15 protein-coding genes and 1 pseudogene are annotated in these 17136 nt (G+C 68.8%); 11 read left to right on the forward strand and 5 right to left on the reverse strand.

All coding sequences use genetic code 11. The features are described from left to right. Positions 1-142 precede the first annotated feature (142 nt). Together ACFOSH_RS39700 and ACFOSH_RS39705 are read right to left on the reverse strand one after the other, a co-directional pair. Positions 143-781: an HNH endonuclease family protein gene (locus ACFOSH_RS39700; RefSeq protein ID WP_378246181.1), complete on the reverse strand. Its 639-nt coding sequence runs from the start codon at positions 779-781 to the stop codon at positions 143-145. A 192-nt stretch (positions 782-973) separates the two neighbouring features. After that, on the reverse strand, positions 974-1654 hold the full coding sequence (locus ACFOSH_RS39705; protein ID WP_378246183.1) for a hypothetical protein: 681 nt from the start codon (positions 1652-1654) through the stop codon (positions 974-976). Positions 1655-1709: 55 nt separating this feature from the next. Here ACFOSH_RS39705 and ACFOSH_RS39710 point away from each other — a divergent pair, with 55 nt between their 5' ends. The 3 genes from ACFOSH_RS39710 to ACFOSH_RS39720 all read left to right on the forward strand — a co-directional run bounded on the left by ACFOSH_RS39710 (position 1710) and on the right by ACFOSH_RS39720 (position 5399). Then, complete coding sequence (locus tag ACFOSH_RS39710; RefSeq protein WP_378246185.1) at positions 1710-2996, forward strand: adenylosuccinate synthase; 1287 nt, start codon at positions 1710-1712, stop codon at positions 2994-2996. Between the two features lie 136 nt (positions 2997-3132). After that, the gene (locus tag ACFOSH_RS39715) at positions 3133-4092 is read left to right on the forward strand and encodes an LLM class F420-dependent oxidoreductase (RefSeq protein ID WP_378246187.1); all 960 of its coding nucleotides are present in this window, start codon (positions 3133-3135) and stop codon (positions 4090-4092) included. A gap of 86 nt (positions 4093-4178) precedes the next feature. Next, positions 4179-5399, forward strand: a complete 1221-nt coding sequence (locus ACFOSH_RS39720) for an MFS transporter (protein ID WP_378246189.1) — start codon at positions 4179-4181, stop codon at positions 5397-5399. Here the strand turns inward: ACFOSH_RS39720 and ACFOSH_RS39725 are convergent. Then, positions 5383-6918: an amino acid permease gene (locus ACFOSH_RS39725; RefSeq protein WP_378246191.1), complete on the reverse strand. Its 1536-nt coding sequence runs from the start codon at positions 6916-6918 to the stop codon at positions 5383-5385. The genes ACFOSH_RS39720 and ACFOSH_RS39725 overlap by 17 nt on opposite strands. A 174-nt stretch (positions 6919-7092) precedes the next feature. Next, positions 7093-8211, reverse strand: coding sequence for a glycerophosphodiester phosphodiesterase (locus tag ACFOSH_RS39730; RefSeq protein ID WP_378246193.1), 1119 nt, complete (start codon positions 8209-8211; stop codon positions 7093-7095). 176 nt (positions 8212-8387) lie between these two features. Between ACFOSH_RS39730 and purD the strand changes: the two genes are divergently transcribed. From purD to ACFOSH_RS39760, 6 genes are all read left to right on the forward strand, one after another. Continuing rightward, positions 8388-9650, forward strand: coding sequence for a phosphoribosylamine--glycine ligase (purD, locus tag ACFOSH_RS39735; protein WP_378246195.1), 1263 nt, complete (start codon positions 8388-8390; stop codon positions 9648-9650). A 125-nt stretch (positions 9651-9775) separates the two neighbouring features. Continuing rightward, a complete protein-coding gene (locus tag ACFOSH_RS39740) occupies positions 9776-10162 on the forward strand; it encodes a type VII secretion target (RefSeq protein ID WP_378246197.1) in 387 nt (128 codons plus the stop codon). Further along, on the forward strand, positions 10113-10754 hold the full coding sequence (locus tag ACFOSH_RS39745; RefSeq protein WP_378246199.1) for a DUF3558 domain-containing protein: 642 nt from the start codon (positions 10113-10115) through the stop codon (positions 10752-10754). Before ACFOSH_RS39740 ends, ACFOSH_RS39745 begins: the two co-directional genes overlap by 50 nt. A gap of 10 nt (positions 10755-10764) precedes the next feature. Continuing rightward, complete coding sequence (locus tag ACFOSH_RS39750) at positions 10765-12438, forward strand: hypothetical protein (RefSeq protein WP_378246201.1); 1674 nt, start codon at positions 10765-10767, stop codon at positions 12436-12438. A gap of 4 nt (positions 12439-12442) precedes the next feature. Further along, the gene (locus ACFOSH_RS39755; protein ID WP_378246203.1) at positions 12443-13213 is read left to right on the forward strand and encodes an ESX secretion-associated protein EspG; all 771 of its coding nucleotides are present in this window, start codon (positions 12443-12445) and stop codon (positions 13211-13213) included. 225 nt (positions 13214-13438) lie between these two features. Continuing rightward, positions 13439-14386 (forward strand): cold-shock protein, encoded by a 948-nt coding sequence (locus ACFOSH_RS39760; RefSeq protein WP_378246205.1) that lies wholly within the window; start codon positions 13439-13441, stop codon positions 14384-14386. Positions 14387-14615: 229 nt separating this feature from the next. Here ACFOSH_RS39760 and ACFOSH_RS39765 read toward each other — a convergent pair. Beyond that, positions 14616-15327, reverse strand: a pseudogene (locus ACFOSH_RS39765) (IS5 family transposase). 161 nt (positions 15328-15488) lie between these two features. Between ACFOSH_RS39765 and ACFOSH_RS39770 the strand changes: the two are divergent. Beyond that, complete coding sequence (locus tag ACFOSH_RS39770; protein ID WP_378246207.1) at positions 15489-15806, forward strand: hypothetical protein; 318 nt, start codon at positions 15489-15491, stop codon at positions 15804-15806. Positions 15807-15851: 45 nt separating this feature from the next. After that, positions 15852-16964: a transglycosylase SLT domain-containing protein gene (locus tag ACFOSH_RS39775; protein WP_378246209.1), complete on the forward strand. Its 1113-nt coding sequence runs from the start codon at positions 15852-15854 to the stop codon at positions 16962-16964. Positions 16965-17136 lie beyond the last annotated feature (172 nt).

Genomic DNA, 17136 nt, shown 5'->3' on the forward strand with positions numbered 1-17136 from the left:
GCCTCTTCACCACCACCCAGCCCCAGACAGTGTGATGGGGCAGGGCCTCCGGCCCCGCCCCACCAACACCAACGAACCCCAATCCGAAAACGCAACAGCCTCTTGAGGGTAGGGAAGGAGGCCTTCACGGACAGGCCAAGTTCTAGCAGCGGTTGAGCATGTCCGTCAGTGCGGTCTTCTCCGCCGACTTGATGGTGAGCTTGTACTTGGTCTTCACCGTGGTCCACATCTTCGCGTAGGTGCACCAGTACCCGGTGGACGGCGGCTTCCAGGCGTCCGGCGACTTGTCGCCCTTCTCCTGGTTGACGTTGTCGGTGACGGCGATCAGCTGCGGCGCGCTGAGGTCGTTCGCGAACGCCTGCCGCTGCGCGGTGGTCCACGAAGAAGCCCCGGTGCGCCAAGCGGCCGAAAGCGGGACGACGTGGTCGATGTCCAAATCGGACGCGGCGGTCCAGGTGGCGTCGTCGTACGGGCTGAACCACTTGCCGGAGACGGCGGCGCAACTGCTGTCCTGCTGGACGTTCGTGCCGTCCCGCTTGAGCACGACCTCGCGGGTGTTGCAGCTGTTGCCCTGATCGGCCCAGTGTGGGAACTTGTCGCGGCTGTACCCGCTCGACGAACCGTCCGGCTTGACGGTCAGCGCGGCGAGCTGGCTCTTGGCGGTCGCGGTCGAGGGGATGCCCGGGGGTGTCGCTTCGGCGACGCCGACGACGCCTGCCGAGACGATCGCCGAGACGGCGAGAACGGTGAAGGAGCGACGAACAGCAAGCGCAGTTGGCATATTGCTGCCTCCGTGTCAGGTTTGGGGACCTGGTCACCATGAGGCACGGATATGGCCCACGCAACACCATCGGATGACACTCTGCTGGCTATTCGTGAACGGAGGGTGTCACGAGCAGGTCGGACGCGGTGTACGTCCCCGAAAAAGTTTCGGAAAGTCCAGCTGATGGTTCTGGGCCGAACGGACCAGCGCCTAGATCAGCCCACGGACCAGCCGGAGGTCCTCGGTGTGCCGGTACCAGGTCCACCGGCTCATCGCGCGCGGATGGACGACGCCGTCGCTGCTCGGGCGGGTCGGGATGCAGCCGAGCTGGAACGCCCGCGCGTACCGCGTCGACGGCCGCTTGAAGAGCGTCCCCTTGGTCACCCGGACCATCAGCCCCGGCCCGCTCGCGTCCGGCTCGACCTCGATCGAGCGCGCGGGTCCGCGCAGGGCGGTGTGCTCGTCGCAGTAGGCGACCCCGCGGATCATGCCGAGCGAGCCCCGGCCGACGAGCACACCGCCGGTGTCGTCGCGGATCAGCGGTACCGGGTCGACCTCCCCGCGCAACGCGAGCGCGAGGGCACGCAGCGGCTGGGTCGGCAGGCTCCAGATGCGGGCCACGTCGGAGTCCGGAGAGGACGGTACGAACCCGAGCGACACGCCGGTGAGCTGTTCTTTTCGTAACAGCCGGAGCGCGACCGCCGCGAGATCGGCGTCGGTGCCCGCGACCACCAGCCGATCATGTTCACCCAGCAAGGGGTCGATATCCGCCTTGCCGGGACGGCTCGGGACGCGCACCATTTCGACGTCGTCGATCTCCGGGAGTGTGGGCTCGCCCTCTGGACAGACCACCACTATTCCGCGCACCCGAAGGCCCTCCGTTACGCTCATGCACCGGCATTTACCAGCGCCAAAACCATCAGTCGCCGAACACCTGGAGTGTCACATGCCGGCCATCGTGCTGATCGGGGCCCAATGGGGGGACGAGGGCAAGGGCAAGGCCACCGACCTGCTCGGCGACCGCGTCCAGTGGATCGTGCGTTACCAAGGCGGTAACAACGCGGGCCACACCGTAGTCCTTCCCGACGGGCAGAACTTCGCCCTCCACCTCATCCCGTCCGGGATCCTCACGCCGGGCGTCACCAACGTCATCGGCAACGGCGTCGTCATCGACCCGGGGGTGCTGCTCGACGAGCTCGCCGGGCTGGAGGAACGCGACGTCGACACCAGCAAGCTGCTGATCTCCGCCGACGCGCATTTGATCATGCCGTACCACGTGGAGATCGATAAGGTCACCGAGCGTTACCTCGGCAGCCGCAAGATCGGCACCACCGGCCGCGGCATCGGTCCCTGCTACCAGGACAAGATCGCCCGCGTCGGCGTCCGCGTGCAGGACCTGCTCGACGAGAAGATCTTCCGGCAGAAGGTCGAATCGGCCCTGGAGTTCAAGAACCAGGTGCTGGTCAAGGTCTACAACCGCAAGGCACTCGACGCCGACCAGGTCGCCGACGAGGTGCTGGCCGCGGGCGAGAAGTTCGCGCACCGCATCGCCGACACGCGCCTGCGGCTCAACCAGGCCCTCGAACGCGGCGAGACCGTGCTGCTCGAAGGTTCGCAGGGCACGCTGCTCGACGTCGACCACGGCACCTACCCGTTCGTGACGTCCTCGAACCCGACGTCCGGCGGCGCGAGCGCGGGTTCGGGCATCGGCCCGGGCAAGATCACCACCGTGCTGGGCATCCTCAAGGCCTACACCACCCGCGTCGGCTCCGGCCCGTTCCCGTCTGAGCTCGACGACGAGTCCGGTGAGTACCTGCGCAAGCAGGGCGGCGAGTTCGGCGTCACCACCGGCCGCTCGCGGCGCACCGGCTGGTTCGACGCGGTCATCGCGCGCTACGCGGTGCGGGTCAACGGCATCACCGACTACTTCCTCACCAAGCTGGACGTGCTGTCCGGGCTGGAGAAGGTGCCGGTGTGCGTGGGCTACGAGGTCGACGGGGTCCGTACCTACGAGATGCCGATGACGCAGACCGACGTGCACCACGCGCTGCCGATCTACGAAGAGCTGCCGGGCTGGTTCGAGGACATCTCGGGCTGCCGCACCTTCGAGGAGCTGCCGGCGAACGCGCGGGCCTACGTCGAGCGGCTCGAGGAGCTTTCGGGCGCCCGGGTCTCGGCGATCGGTGTCGGTCCGGGCCGGGAGCAGACGATCGTGCGGCACGAGTTCGTCTGATCCCCTCACGCGCGCTATGAAAGGTCCTTTCCTTGCAAATTTTGCAAGGAAAGGACCTTTCATAGCGTCTCCGGAGCGCGCGATCCCAGCTGGTGAACGCCGAAATATCCCGTCGACAGCGCGGTTGGCGTTGAACATGACCATCGGAGTGGCACTCCCGTCCGGCGACACCGCGAACGCCGTCAACATCGTCGACGAGCTCATCACGCAGACCCGGCAGGCCGCCGACGCGGGACTGACGTCGGTCTGGTTCTCCCAGCAGATGGAGCACGACGCGATCACCGTCGCCGCGCTCGCCGGCCGCGCCGTCCCGGGGATCACCGTCGGGACCGGAGTCGTCCCGATCTACCCCCGGCATCCGCTGCTGATCACCGGCCTCGCGCAGACAGCGCAAGCCGCCACCGGCGGCCGGTTCGTGCTCGGCCTCGGAACCGGCGCGAAGAACTGGCTCGAACCGGCGTACGGCATCGAGTACCCGTCGCCGATCAAGCACCTTCGCGAGTGCCTCACGATCCTCCGTGAGGTACTCGGCGGCGGGGAAGTCGACTTCCACGGCGAGACCGTCAGAGCACACGCCAAGGGCTTCGCGGCTTCGCTCACCGTCGCGGGCTCCTCGGACATCCCGCTGATCGTCGCCGCGATGGGACGGCAGGCGCTGCGTGTCACCGGCGAGCTCGCCGACGGCACGATCCCGTTCCTCGCCGGACCGAAAGCCCTGTCCGAGCTGATCGTCCCGGAGATCACCAAGGCCGCCGCCGGCCGTCCGGCGCCGCGGATCATCGCGATGGTCCCGGTCGTCGTGACCGACGATCCCGACGCCATCCGCGCGACGGTCGACAAGCAGTACGCGTTCTTCCGCGACATCCCCTCCTATCGCGCGGTCTTCGACGCCCAGGGCGTGGATTCCGCCGGTGCACTGGTGATCGCGGGGGACGAGGAGACCGTCGCCGCCGAGATCCAGCGGTACTTCGACGCCGGGGCGACCGAGGTCGTCGCGACCCAGAGCGGCATCCGGACCGGCGAAGAGCGGATCCGCACCTGGCACGTCCTCGGAGACCTCGCCAAGCGCTGGCCCGCCACCCCACGCATGTCATGAAAGGGGCGTTCAGGGGGCAGTGGCCTTGCTCACAGCGTTCGGATTGTGCATACTCGTGCGCAGAGCGAACACAGTTGGAGGTCCCCATGTCCCCTGCCGCGGCCCGTTCGTGGGTGGTCCCGCTCGCCTGGACGGCGGTACTGCTCGACGGATTCGACCTGGTCGTCCTGGGCACGGTGCTGCCCGCGCTGCTCCGTGACCACGTCTGGGGGCTGACGCCGGGCACGGCGTCGGTGATCTCGACGGTCGGCCTGATCGGCATGACGATCGGCGCGCTGGCGATCGGCACGATCACCGACCTCATCGGCCGCCGGAAGGCGCTGATCATCGCGGTCACCGCCTTCTCGGCGTTCACAGCGCTCTGTGCGCTCTCGCCGTCGGCGTTCGTCTTCGGCCTGCTGCGTTTCCTCGCCGGACTGGGCCTCGGCGGCTGCCTCCCGACGGCGATCGCGCTGGTCACCGAGTACGCCCGCAAGGGAAAGGGCGGCAGTGCGACCACCACGGTGATGACCGGCTACCACGTCGGCGCGGTGCTCACCGCCCTGCTCGGCATCTGGCTGATCCAGCCGCTCGGCTGGCGCGCGATGTTCGTCGCGGGCGCGCTGCCCGCGCTCGTCCTGGTGCCGCTGATGATCAAGTACCTGCCCGAATCCGAGTTCTTCGAGCGGGCGCGGGAGACGCAGGAGAAGTCGGCGGCGGACGTCGTCGGCGGGCTGTTCCGCGGCGGGCTCCTGCGCGCCACCATCGCGTTCTGGGTGACGTCGTTCATGGGACTGCTGCTGGTCTACGGGCTCAACACCTGGCTGCCGGAGATCATGCGCCAGGCCGGGTACCCGCTCGGCGCGGCGCTCGGGCTGCTGCTCACGCTGAACCTCGGCGGCGTCGTCGGCCTGCTCGTCGCGGGCCGGGTGGCGGACAAGGCCGGCGTGCGCCCGGCGGTGATCTTCTGGTTCCTCGGGGCGGCGGTGTTCCTGGCCCTGCTGAGCGTGAAACTGCCCGCGGTCGGCCTGTACGCGGCCGTGTTCCTCACCGGCGGGTTCGTGTTCAGCGCCCAGGTCCTCGTGTACGCCTACATCGGCAAGACGTATCCGGACGCCATGCGTGCCACCGGAATCGGCTGGGCGGCGGGCGTCGGCCGGATCGGCGCGATCTGCGGCCCGATCCTCGGCGGAGCGCTCCTGAGCGCCGGGATCGCGTACCCGTGGGGCTTCTACGCCTTCGCCGGGGTCGGGGCGTTGGGCGCGGCCGCGGTGACCGGAGTCCGCGTCGGCCGCGCCCGGGAGAGCGCCGCTACCCCAGTTCCTTGAGTTCCCGTTCCACGGCGGCGAGTTCCGCCTCGGAACCCTGCACCTTCGGCCCCGTGAACCACTTGCGCGCCGAGGCGAACCACCACACCGCCGCGCCACCGAGGACGACGAGGAAGGCGATCGGCGTGTAGTTGAAACTGTCGATGGTGATCGGTGATCCCTGCGGAAGCATGAACAGCACGAAGATGAAGCACACCCAGACGGTCGCGATGGTCCCGACGAGCTTGCCCCAGCGGCCGAGGTTCCACGGTCCTGGTTCGAAGTCGTCGCCCTTGCGCACCCGCAGGAACACCGGGATCACGTAGGCCACGTAAAGGCCGACGACCGCGATCGAGGTCACCGCCGCGTAGGCGGTCGCGCTCCACAGGTACGGCAGGGCGAGCAGGAGCGCACCGCCCGCGGCCAGCCACACCGCGTTGGTCGGCGTCTGGGTTCGCTTGTTGATGCGGTGCCAGAACTTCGAACCCGGGATAGCGCCGTCACGGGCGAAGGCGTAGATCATCCGCGAGTTCGCGGTCACCGACGCCATCCCGCAGAACAGCTGCGCACCGATGCAGATCAGCAGCAGGAACTTGCCGGTCGTCTCGCCGGTCGCGTCGATGAAGATCTGCGCGGGCGGTACCCCGGTCTCGGAGGCCGCGGCGCCGTCGTAGTCCTGGATGGCGAAGGTGAGGCCGATCAGCAGGACCCATCCGGCGACGAGGGAGACGAGGATCGAGTTGATGATGCCGCGCGGTCCGGCCTTCGCCGCGTTCTTGGTCTCCTCGGTCATATGGGCCGAGGCGTCGTAGCCGGTCAAGGTGTACTGCGCGACGAGGAGCCCGAGCAAGAAGACGTAGACCGGGGAAGCCCAGCCCGTCTTGTTCACGAACTCGCCGAAGACGAACGAGGCGTCCTGGTGCTTGGCGGGCACGACGATCAGCACCCCGACGATGACCAGCACACCCACCAGGTGCCACCACACGCTGATGCTGTTCAGCAGGGCCACGATCTTGACGCCGAAGGTGTTCAGGAGGCCATGGATCACCAGGATGATCCCCAGCAGCAGGATCGTGTGGCCCGGTGTCGCCTCGAAGCCGAACTGCAGGTCGAGGAAGGCGTTGAGGAACAGCGCCGCGCCGAAATCGATACCCGCGGTGACGGCGATCTGCCCGATGAGGTTGAACCAGCCGGTGAACCACGACCAAGCCGCGCCGTTGCGCGGGGCGAGCTTCGCGGCCCAGTAGTAGAGACCGCCCGCGGTCGGATAGCTGGAGCAGACCTCGGCCATGCCCAGCCCGACCAGGATGACGAACAGGCCGACCAGCGGCCAGCCCCAGATCATCGCGGCGGGCCCGCCGGTCTTCATGCCGAACCCGTAAAGGGTCAGACAGCCGGAGAGGATCGAGATGATCGTGAAGGAGACGGCGAAGTTGGAGAAGGTCGACATCGTGCGCCGGAGTTCCTGCGCGTAGCCGAGCTGGTGGAGCCGGGCACTGTCTTCGTCGGCGGGTTCGGCCTGCTTGTCTGAGACATCCATCGGGCACCCACTTAAAAGGTATGCGGACAGACCATTGAGATCCGCCGAAATTAGGCCCGCCCACCTGCGCATGTCAAGGTCTCGTCAAGAAACCCATCCCGCCGGACGCAATGAAAGGTCCTTTCCTTGCAAAATTTGCAAGGAAAGGACCTTTCATTGCGCTTGAGACCGAGGTCAGCGACCCCCGAAGGCCTTCACGGCCTCCAGCGCGGTGTCCGGCTGGTCCGAGAAGTACCCGTCGACACCCGCCTTGAGGAACGCCTCCTGCTCGGCGAACGCGTCGCCGTACTCGGCGAGGTTCGCCGACGAGCGCAGGTTCTGCGGGAGGAAGTTGTTCTCGTTGCGGAACGTGTACGGCCCGACCTTCAGCCCGGCCTTGTGCGCGTCGGCGACGAGCGCGGTCGGCTTGCCCAGTGCCCCGTTCACCACCGGGATGACCTGCGCCTTCTCCGGGCCCAAGTAGTCCGCGTACTTCGAGATCTCCTTCAGGCCCACGGGCGTGACGAGGTCCGCGTACGTCCGCGGGTCGCCCTTCGCGACGAAGTCGGCCGGAGCGCCGGTCGCCGAGGTCAGCTGCAGCAGCGGCACCCGCACCTGGCGCGAAAGCGCGATCAGGTTCGACACCTCGAACGACTGGATGATCACCGGCGCCTTCGGGTGGTTGAGCCCGTTGCGCTTGAGCAGCTCGACCAGCTTCGGCTCGGTCGGGTTCTTGATCGAGGAGAAGTACGTCGAGTGCTTGACCTCCGGGTAGGTCCCCAGCTCACGGCGCAGTTCGCGGCCCAGCCGGCGCGTCAGGTCGAGCACCTCCTGGTAGGTGGCGATCTGGTAGCGGCCGTCGTAGAGCTTGTTGTTCGGCCGCAGCTGCGGGATCCGCTCGGTCGCGCGCAGGGTCTTCAGCTCGGCGAGCGTGAAGTCCTCGGTGAACCAGCCGGTGAACGACGTGCCGTCGATGACCTTCGTCGCCTTCCGGTTCGCGAACTCGGGGTGCTTCGCGACGTCGGTGGTCCCGCCGATCTCGTTCTCGTGCCGGGCGACCAGCTGGCCGTCCTTGGTGGGCACGAGGTCGACGTCGACCCAGTCGACGCCCTGGCGGTAGGCGAGCTCATACGAGGCGAGCGTGTGCTCCGGGCGGTAGCCGGGGGCGCCGCGGTGTCCGACGATCACCGGTCCATCGTGGCCCTTGGCCGGCGCCGACACATCTCGGGCACCCGGCTCGGTGGCGCCGGCCAGCCCCGTGACGCTGAGTACGGCGAGTCCGGACAGGGCGAGCACGCCCAGGCGCTTTCGCATGGTGGGTAACCTCTTTCGCTTGAACTCGGGGTACCGCGCCACCCTTGACGCAGGAGGCGTCCGGACGGCGAAGACGGACCGGCGGAGCGCTGACCGCCGGGTGAACGCCGGATGGAACCACCCGCTCGAGGACGGCGACGTGTTCGGGGCTCACCGGCACGGTTACCCTGTGCGTCGTGCGCGTACTGGTAATCGGGTCCGGCGCCCGTGAGCATGCACTTGTCCTCGCGGTCGCGGAAGACCCTTCCGTCACCGCACTGGCCTGTGCCCCGGGCAACGCCGGCACCTCTTCGGTGGCCGAGCAGCTGGGTGTCGAAGCGGCCGACCCCGAATCGGTCTCCGCCCTCGCCAAGCAGTGGCAGGCGGACCTGGTGGTGGTCGGTCCCGAGGTCCCGCTGGTGGCGGGCGTCGCCGACGCGGTCCGGAAGGCGGGCATCGCCTGCTTCGGCCCGTCCGCGTCCGCGGCCCGGATCGAAGGCTCGAAGGCGTTCGCGAAGGACGTCATGGCGGCCGCGAAGGTGCCGACGGCGCACTGCGAGATCGTCGACAACCCGGCTCGCCTCGACGCCGCGCTCGGCCGCTTCGGCCCCACCTGGGTGGTCAAGGACGACGGCCTCGCCGCGGGCAAGGGCGTCGTGGTCACCACGGACGTCGACGTCGCGCGCAAGCACGCCCTGATGCTGCTCGACGGCGGTCACCCGGTGCTCCTGGAGTCCTTCCTCGACGGCCCCGAGGCCTCTCTCTTCTGCTTCGTCGACGGCCGCACGGTCGTCCCGCTGCTGCCCGCGCAGGACTTCAAGCGCGTCGGCGACGGCGACGCGGGCCCGAACACCGGCGGCATGGGCGCGTACGCGCCGCTGCCGTGGGCGCCCAAGGACCTGGTCGACGACGTCGTCGAGCGGATCGTCCAGCCCGTGGTCGACGAACTCGACAACCGCGGCGCCACCTTCTCCGGCCTGCTCTACGCCGGTCTCGCGCTGACCTCCGAGGGGCCGCAGGTCATCGAGTTCAACTGCCGCTTCGGCGACCCGGAGACCCAGGTCGTCCTGGCGCTGCTGCGCAGCCCGCTCGGCAAGGTCCTGCACGCGACGGCCACCGGCAAGCTCGCCGACCTGCCGCCGCTGGACTGGGATTCCGGCGCGGCGGTCACCGTCGTGCTGGCCGCGGACGGCTACCCGGGCAAGCCCCGGACCGGCGACGTCATCACCGGTGGCGAGATCGAAGGCGTGCTCCACGCCGGCACCCGCCGCCGTGAAGACGGCGCCGTGGTCTCCTCCGGCGGCCGGGTGCTGTCGGTCGTCGGCACCGGCAAGAACCTGAAGGCCGCCCGCAAGGACGCCTACGCGACTGTCGAGAAGGTCCACCTGGCCGGCTCGCACCACCGCACCGACATCGCCCAGCTCGCCGCCAAGGGAGAGATCGCCACCCCGGTCTCGTGAATTCCGGACGGAACCGTTCCGGTCCTGGGTACGTCCAACCCGGTGTTTCCTGCGAAGCTTAGGCGCTCGCTACATCGGCGTTGGTAGCCTCGGCGGGGCGGTTCGAGCTTTCCAAGGGGTGGGGAATGGCAGCATCGGGCAAGATCCAGGACCTCACGTCGGCGGTCCCGACGCCACCGTCGGTGGCCGACATCAGAGTGGATCCGTCGAAGCTGCTCGAAGTCGCGAAGATCGTCGAAGAGCAGGTCGACGCGCTGCAGGACAAGCTTTTGACGCGGCTCGACCAGCTGCGCATCGACACTCCGTCCAACGACACGGTGAGCGTGCACTCGACCAGTGTCTGGAACGAGCTCGTGGCCGACGGCGACCAGTCGTACGCCGCGCAGGTCAAGGCCTACGTGGCCGGGCTGCGGGGGCTGGTCAACCAGCTCCGCAAGGCGGCCAAGGAGTACAAGACCAGTGATGCGGACAAGGCCGCCGCGTTCGGGGACCGTGGTGTACACCGGGCGTAGGCCTCGTGTGCTGGTCTCCGGCGGGGTGCTCACCCTCGTGCTGGCCGGATGCGCCACGGACACGGGTGGGCAGGCTTTCCCCGATGAACCGGCGCTGGCTTCGGCCACGCAGGGCGCCAAGGCGTCCGCGCTGCCCGCCAGGCCCGCCGAACTGAGCCCGCAGGGCGTCGATCCGTGCGCCCTGCTCACCTCGCCGCAGCTCGACCAGCTCAAGATCAACAGCAAGCCACGCGCGGCCGCCGAACCGATCGACGGCCCGACCTGCGTCTTCGACGCGGACGCCGCGGAGCCGTTCCACACCTACTACGTCCGTACGGTCACCGCGGACGTCGAAGAGTGGTTCACGGGCAAGCGCCGCAAGAACAGCATGACGACGGAACCGAAGGCGGTCGGCGGGTTCCCCGCGATCACGAACTACCGGGACGCCGGGAAGCCGAGCGATTGCGAAACGCTCGTCGGCGTCGCGAAAGGACAGACGCTGGCGGTGCGGGCCGTCACCGTCACCGCCGGCGCGTTCACCATGCCGCGGTTGTGCGAGATGTCCGCGCAGGCGGCCGATTTGGCTTTGCAGACCTTGAAAGCACGCAACTAGGGAGGGCGCCGTGAACGTTTCCGACCTCGCGGGCAGGCTCCGCGATCTCCGGTTCGACGGCTACACCGACACCGGGATCGCGACCGAGATCGAGCGCTTCCGCAGCGGCGACGGCACCGGCAGCATCGGCATCGCCGTCGACGCGCTGAAATCCGTCGCGGGCGCGCTCGCCGACACCGACAAGACGCTGCGTGACGAGCTGGGCAAGCTCGGCGTGGAATGGCAGAGCGAGGCGGGTGGCGCCGCCGGCCAGGTGTTCACCGAGCAGGCGGGCTTCTCCCAGGACGCGAACTCGAAGGTCTCGCACTCCGCGGAGATGATCTTCGCGCAGGGTGAGGCCTTCAACCGGACGCTGCACAAGCTCCCGGACCCGGAGGTGGTCCGGAAGGGCGCCGGCGGGCTGACCCTCGGCGACGTCGTGCTGAGCCTCATCGGGTTCGAGACCGACCACGCCAAGAGCGTCGGCGCCGCGAACGACGCGCGGGCGCAGGCTCAGGAGGCGTTGAACGACTACGCCAAGACGAGTGGTGAGAACCTGCTGACGACCGACACACTGGCCGATCCGCAGGCGATGAACCTGACCCAGACCACGACCGCCGCCGGTGCGGGCGGTGGCCCCGGCCCGCTCGCTCTCGCGGGCACCGCCACCGATCTGACCCCGGACGGCAGTGTGCGGCCCGCGTCGGCCGCCGTCGAGTCGAAGTACGTGCCGCCACCCGTGCAGCCCGTCAGCAACCCGAAGGCGCCGTCCTACGACGCGCCGACCCCGGCCTACGGCGTCGCCATGGGCGGCGGGGTCGCCCGGAAGACCGGTGCGTCGGCGCCGCACGGCGGCGGCGCCACGGTCCCGGCGGCCTCCGCGCCGACCACGCCGTCCGGCACCTCCCGGCCCGTGCCCGCTCCGGGCAGCGGCTGGGTGACACCGAACCGGCCCGGCCCGCAGCCCGAACCGGGCAGGCCGTCGTATCCGGTCACCGGTTCGCCCGCGTCCCCGCCGTTCATCCCGCCGGGTGCGCCGAACCTGCCTCCCGGCTCCACGAACATCCCGCCCGGCCAGACCACCGGGAGCCTGCCGCCGAACAGCACCACGTCGGCGCAGCCGGTGGTGGGCAAGTCGTTCGGCACCGGCGCCGACGGCGTTCTCGGCAAGGGTCCCGGCTCCAGCTCGGGCCCCGGCGTCTTCGGTGGTGTCGGCGGTGGCACCGGTGGTGGCGACCAGGCGCTCGGCAAGGGCCGCTCGGTCGGCTCCGGACCGCAGGTCCCGCTGGCCGCCGGCAACGAGTCCGGCAGGGGGTTCCCCGCCGTCCCGAAGATCGCCGGCCCGGCGGCGGGCGACCTGGGCGCCGGTGCGGCCGCGGTCGGCGCCGGTGTCGCGGGTGGCGCACTGAGCGGCGACAAGGAACGCGACCGTCGCCCCCGCCAGGAAGGCGGCGCTGTCAAGCCGACCCGTCAGCTGCCGATCGGCGAGCTTCCCGAGGAAGAGGCCATGCGGCGCTCGGAGAAGATCGGCGCGAAGCAGCCGAAGGCCGAGTCGAAGTTCATGGAGCGCGCGGCCACTCAGGACGTCGAAGAGGACGCGGAGCACATCAGGCGTTACGGCGTCGACGACAAGGACCTGTTCACCGACGAGCGCATGGTGTCGCCCGATGTGATCGGTGACCATGGCAACTCCGAAGCGCGCTGAACCTGTGCCGAACGAAAACGGCAGCCTGGTGCTGTCCGCACTCGAGTTCGAGATGCTCTGGGAAGCCGAACGGCTGCCCCGCCGCCATGTCGCGCTCGACGTGCCGAGCCCCGGAACGACCCATACGGAGCGGGCGGCACTGATCGAAGAGGCCTGGGAATCCCTGCGCGCGCGAGGCCTCGCGCGGGGACACCAGGCGTCGGGCGAGCTGGTCGACATGCTGAACCTGTTCGCCCACCCCCGGCTCGCGATCGACGTCTGGGTGTGGACCGACCGCGAGATCAAGGGCCAGGCGGTCAGCGTCGGCAACCAGGCGTTGCTCGGCGTGATCGACTCCGGTCAGGTGTGGCTGATCCCCGCCCGCGAAGGCTCCCTCGCCGAAGCCGCCGTCTCGGTCGCGGGCGACCTCGGCCCCGGCGTCGGCCAGTCGATCAGCATCCCGCACGACCTCCTCCGCGAGGCCGACGCCGCCGCCCGCGGCGACGCGAAAGCGATGGTCACCGCACTGGAAGACCTGGACGTGCCCCTGTGGCAGGCCCAGGAGGTGGCGGGCATGCTGCTCGGCCAGGAGGCACGCGGCCAGTTCGGCATCGAACGCGCGGGCAGGGACGGCCGCCCCCGCCGCGCGGGCAACGTCGTCGCCTTCTACGACACGGACGCGGGGCGGTACCTGTTTCAGGTCGCCCGGAACCGGGACGGGCGGGATTGGGCGACCATCACCCCGGCGGACAACCAGCTGCTGGCGACGCGGATCCGGGAAGTCGCCGACTTCTGACCAACGCCCGACGTGATGACGTTTACTCCGATTCGGCCGTTTCGCGAAGTCGATATCGGCGGGGTGAGAGTTGGCGTGGATGCACACATCACTCGGCGTGTCGCTAGGTGAACCAACGGCCCGCCCCTGGCTCCGCACCGCCCGCCTGTGGGCCCGGCCCGACGGACCGGAGGTCTGTCAGAGAGACTGGGGGCCAGTACCCGCCCTCTCGACCTGGAGCCTTTTATGCCGCAAGGGACCGTCCGTTGGTTCGACGTCGAACGGGGTTTCGGCTTCCTCGCGCCCGAGGACGGCTCGCCGGACGTGTTCGTGCACGCCTCCGAGATCGTCGGGGACGGCGGCGCGAACGTGCTCCGCGAGGGTCAGGCCGTCGTGTTCGAGGTCGGCGAGAACGACCGCGGGCCCCAGGCGCTGCGCGTTCGCGTCACCGCCGATGCGGCCACCGGCAGCGCCGTGGGCCTGCTCGGCACCGTCAACTGGTACGAGCCGGGCAAGGGGTACGGCTTCGCGTCGCCGGACGGCGGTGGCGCCGACGTCTTCGTGCACAGCTCCGCCATCGTGACCGGCGGCGTGGTCACCGAGGGGCAGCGGGTGGCCTTCCTGATCGTCGAAGGCGAGCGCGGCCCGCAGGCCGGGCACGTGATCCCGCTGGGAGCAGGGGCCGGCTCACCCGCTGCGGCTGGTATCGCGGACGGTGCCGACGGCACGGTGGCCTGGTACGACGAGGACAAGGGCTTCGGCTTCATCAACCCCGACTCCGGCGCCGGGGACGTCTTCGTTCACGCCCGGGCCCTGGCCGAGGGGCTGACGTGGCTCGCGGAGGGCGACCGCGTCGCCTACGAGGTGGCTAGTGGAGACAAGGGCCCGCAGGCCCGCGACGTGCACCTGGTCCGGGGCACCGAGCCCCAGACGGCGCCGCAGCGGTCGGCACCTGCCGCGACCGCAGGGCCGGCGGCGCGGGACGTGCCCGTACGAGGCGGCGAGGGCGTCGTCGCGCGCTACGACGACGACCGCGGCTTCGGCTTCATCACCCCGGACGCAGGCGGCGACGATCTCTTCGCCCACGCGTCCGTGATCATGGGGTCGGAGCCGCTGCAGAAGGGTGACCGGGTCCGGTACGCGGTGCGTCAGAGCGACCGGGGCCCGCAGGCCGACCGCATCGAACGCCTCTGAAGAGGCGGCCCACCGATGGCTGATCACTTCCCGACGAGAGTGCTCGTTCATCCCCGTCGACGGTGCCGTCAGCAACGCGGCTGCAGCCTCCTCCAGGAGATCGATCTCCCTCGTGGTGACGGGGGCCCCGTGCCGACCCGAGGACCTGCTCCGCGCTCAGAAGCTCACCAGTCACCCCCACCCAACGACACAGAGCTACCGATGTATCCCATACGAGTGAATGGATGCGTTAGACCTGGTCGCAGAGCTCGATCTTGATGAGTCGGCGGACGTCGATCACGGTGCAGGCCGGCGTGAGTAGCGCCAGCGTGGTGCGTTCGGTCCGGTCGTAGCGCAGCCCGAGGCGTTTGAACCGCAGCAGCCAGGAGATGGTGCGTTCGACGACCCAGCGGACCAGGCCGAGGCGGGACTTGCCCTCAATCCCGCGCACGGTCGGGTTCGTGTCCAGCAGCGGCTCGAACAGCATGCTGTCGTGGGTGTTTGCCGCCGACAACATGATGTGCAGCGGTAGCCCGTTCGCGTCACACAGAACGTGGTACTCGGAGCCGGCTTTACCCCGGTCAGTGGGGCTGCGGCCGGTCAGCTCGCCCCCTTTTCGACCGCACCGACACCGTGTCGATGCAGCCTCCGGTCCAGTCGAGCTCGTCGATGTTGGACAGCTCGTCGAGCACGAGCTGGTGCAGCCGGTCCCACACGCCGGCGTCCTGCCACTCACGTAACCGCCGCCACGCGGTGTGCCCGGACCCGCATCCGAGCTGCTCGGGTAGGTCTCGCCAGCGGCAGCCGGTGTCGAGCACGAACAAGATCCCCTCCAGCGCGGCACGGTCATCGATCCGGGGCCGCCCACCCGGACCGCGCGGCGCCGGTCGGGACGGGATCAGGGGCTCGATCAGCTCCCAGAGCCGGTCTTCGACCCGCCGCTGCTGCGTCGTCTTCGCCACGACTGCCCACGATCGACGACCAGGACCGGCAGGTTACGCAGTGACACACCCTCAAGTTTTGAGACCAGGTCTAAAGTATGCGCGGGAACCGTCCCGATCGGCCGCGCGTCTGATCGGGCGGATACGAGTTTTCCGTGTTGCGGTGAAGGGGATGACGAACCGTGCCTGTGTACGACCCGGAGTCGATGGGGATCGCCGCCGGTCAGGTGGAGAGGCTCAAGGACGAGTTCGACAAGTCCAAGAAGCAGGTCACCGGCGTCGATGACGAGAAGGAAAGCCCGTTCGGCACGATGGGCGGCTCGGGTGACGTCCACGGTGCGGTGGGCTCCTTCAAGGACGGTGTCCACAACGAGTTCGATTCCGCCGGAAAACTGATGGAGGCCACGGCCTTCGTGCTGCGGAAGGCCGCGGGCTTGATCCAGGAGACCGAAGCCGTGCATGTCGACAATCTGAAGCTGCACGAGCACGGCAAGCAGTGAGCACGCGAAAGCCGGCCCCGGTGGGCCTGATTTCTAGGGGGCGTTGTGGGCGATATTGACTTCCCGCCGAACTGGTCGCAGGTCACGGAAAAGGCCAAACAGGTCGAGGGCATCAAGCCGGAAGCCATTCAGAAGGCCGCGGATCAGTTCCATGCCGCCGCGACGCAGGCCGGTGACCACAGTGCCTCGCTGAAGTCATCGACCGACGCGTTGAACGGCGGTGTCTGGAAAGGTCCCGCCGCCGACACCTTCTTCGACTACGTAAAGCAGATCACCTCCGCGGGTGACCGTGTCAAAGGACACTTGGAGGAGATCAGCAAGGATCTGGGCGAACTCCAGGTCCAGCTGAGCGACATCAAAGGCAAGATCGACGACGCCGGCAAGACGGCTCAGACCACGATTCAGACCTGCATCGACACGGAGACGCCGAAGGTCGCGGCGGCTCGCAAGCAGGCGGCCGACGCGGCGGATCCGGACAAAAAGGTTCAGCCGCCGAACCCGACCGCGGATCAGATCATCACCACGGCGAACACCGCGAACCAGAAGACCGCCAGCTCGGCCGTGGAGACCATGACCGGTTTGCTGACTCAGGCCGATGGGCTGATCAGCAAGTCGCAGCAGCTGATGAAGAAGGACATCGAGGGCGGCGGCTACTCCAAGGTCCCGATGCCCGGCAAGGACGGCACCGTTCCCAAGCGCACCGGCGGTCTCCACACCGGAGGCGGCGGTGGAGGCGGCGGCGGTGGCGGTGGGGGCGGCGGCCTCGGGCCGAGCGGCGGCCCGCCGTCGACGACGCCGCCGGGCAACGTCCAGCAGTGGATCCAGGAAGCCATCAAGATCCTGCAGGCCGCCGGCATTCCGGTGACGGACGCGGACATCCAGAAGATCTGGACGATCATCGAGAAGGAGTCCGGCGGTAATCCCAACGCCATCAACAACTGGGACTCCAACGCGGCGAAGGGGACTCCGTCCAAGGGCCTGATGCAGTGCATCGACCCGACCTTCAACTCGCACAAGCTTCCCGGGCACGACAACATCTACAATCCGGTCGACAACATCATCGCGGGCGTGCGGTACACGTTCTCGCGGTACGGCGGTTTCGAGGGACACCCCGGTCTGAAGTCGATGGCCGGTGGCGGCGGATACCAGGGCTACTGACGCCTCGTGAGTTGAGGGGTAAGGCAAACGTGTAGGCGTGCGCCGAATGTGGCATTGGGGACGGTGAGTGATGCTGTTGGTTTTCTCTGGTCAGGCGGCTGGGGTGAGGGAGAGGTGGCGGACTGGGCTGGTTCGTGTGGTGGCGCGTAGGGTTCCGATGAGCCAGGCGCCG

Origin of the sequence: Amycolatopsis speibonae (assembly GCF_042647925.1) — a bacterium.
Classification (GTDB): domain Bacteria; phylum Actinomycetota; class Actinomycetes; order Mycobacteriales; family Pseudonocardiaceae; genus Amycolatopsis; species Amycolatopsis speibonae.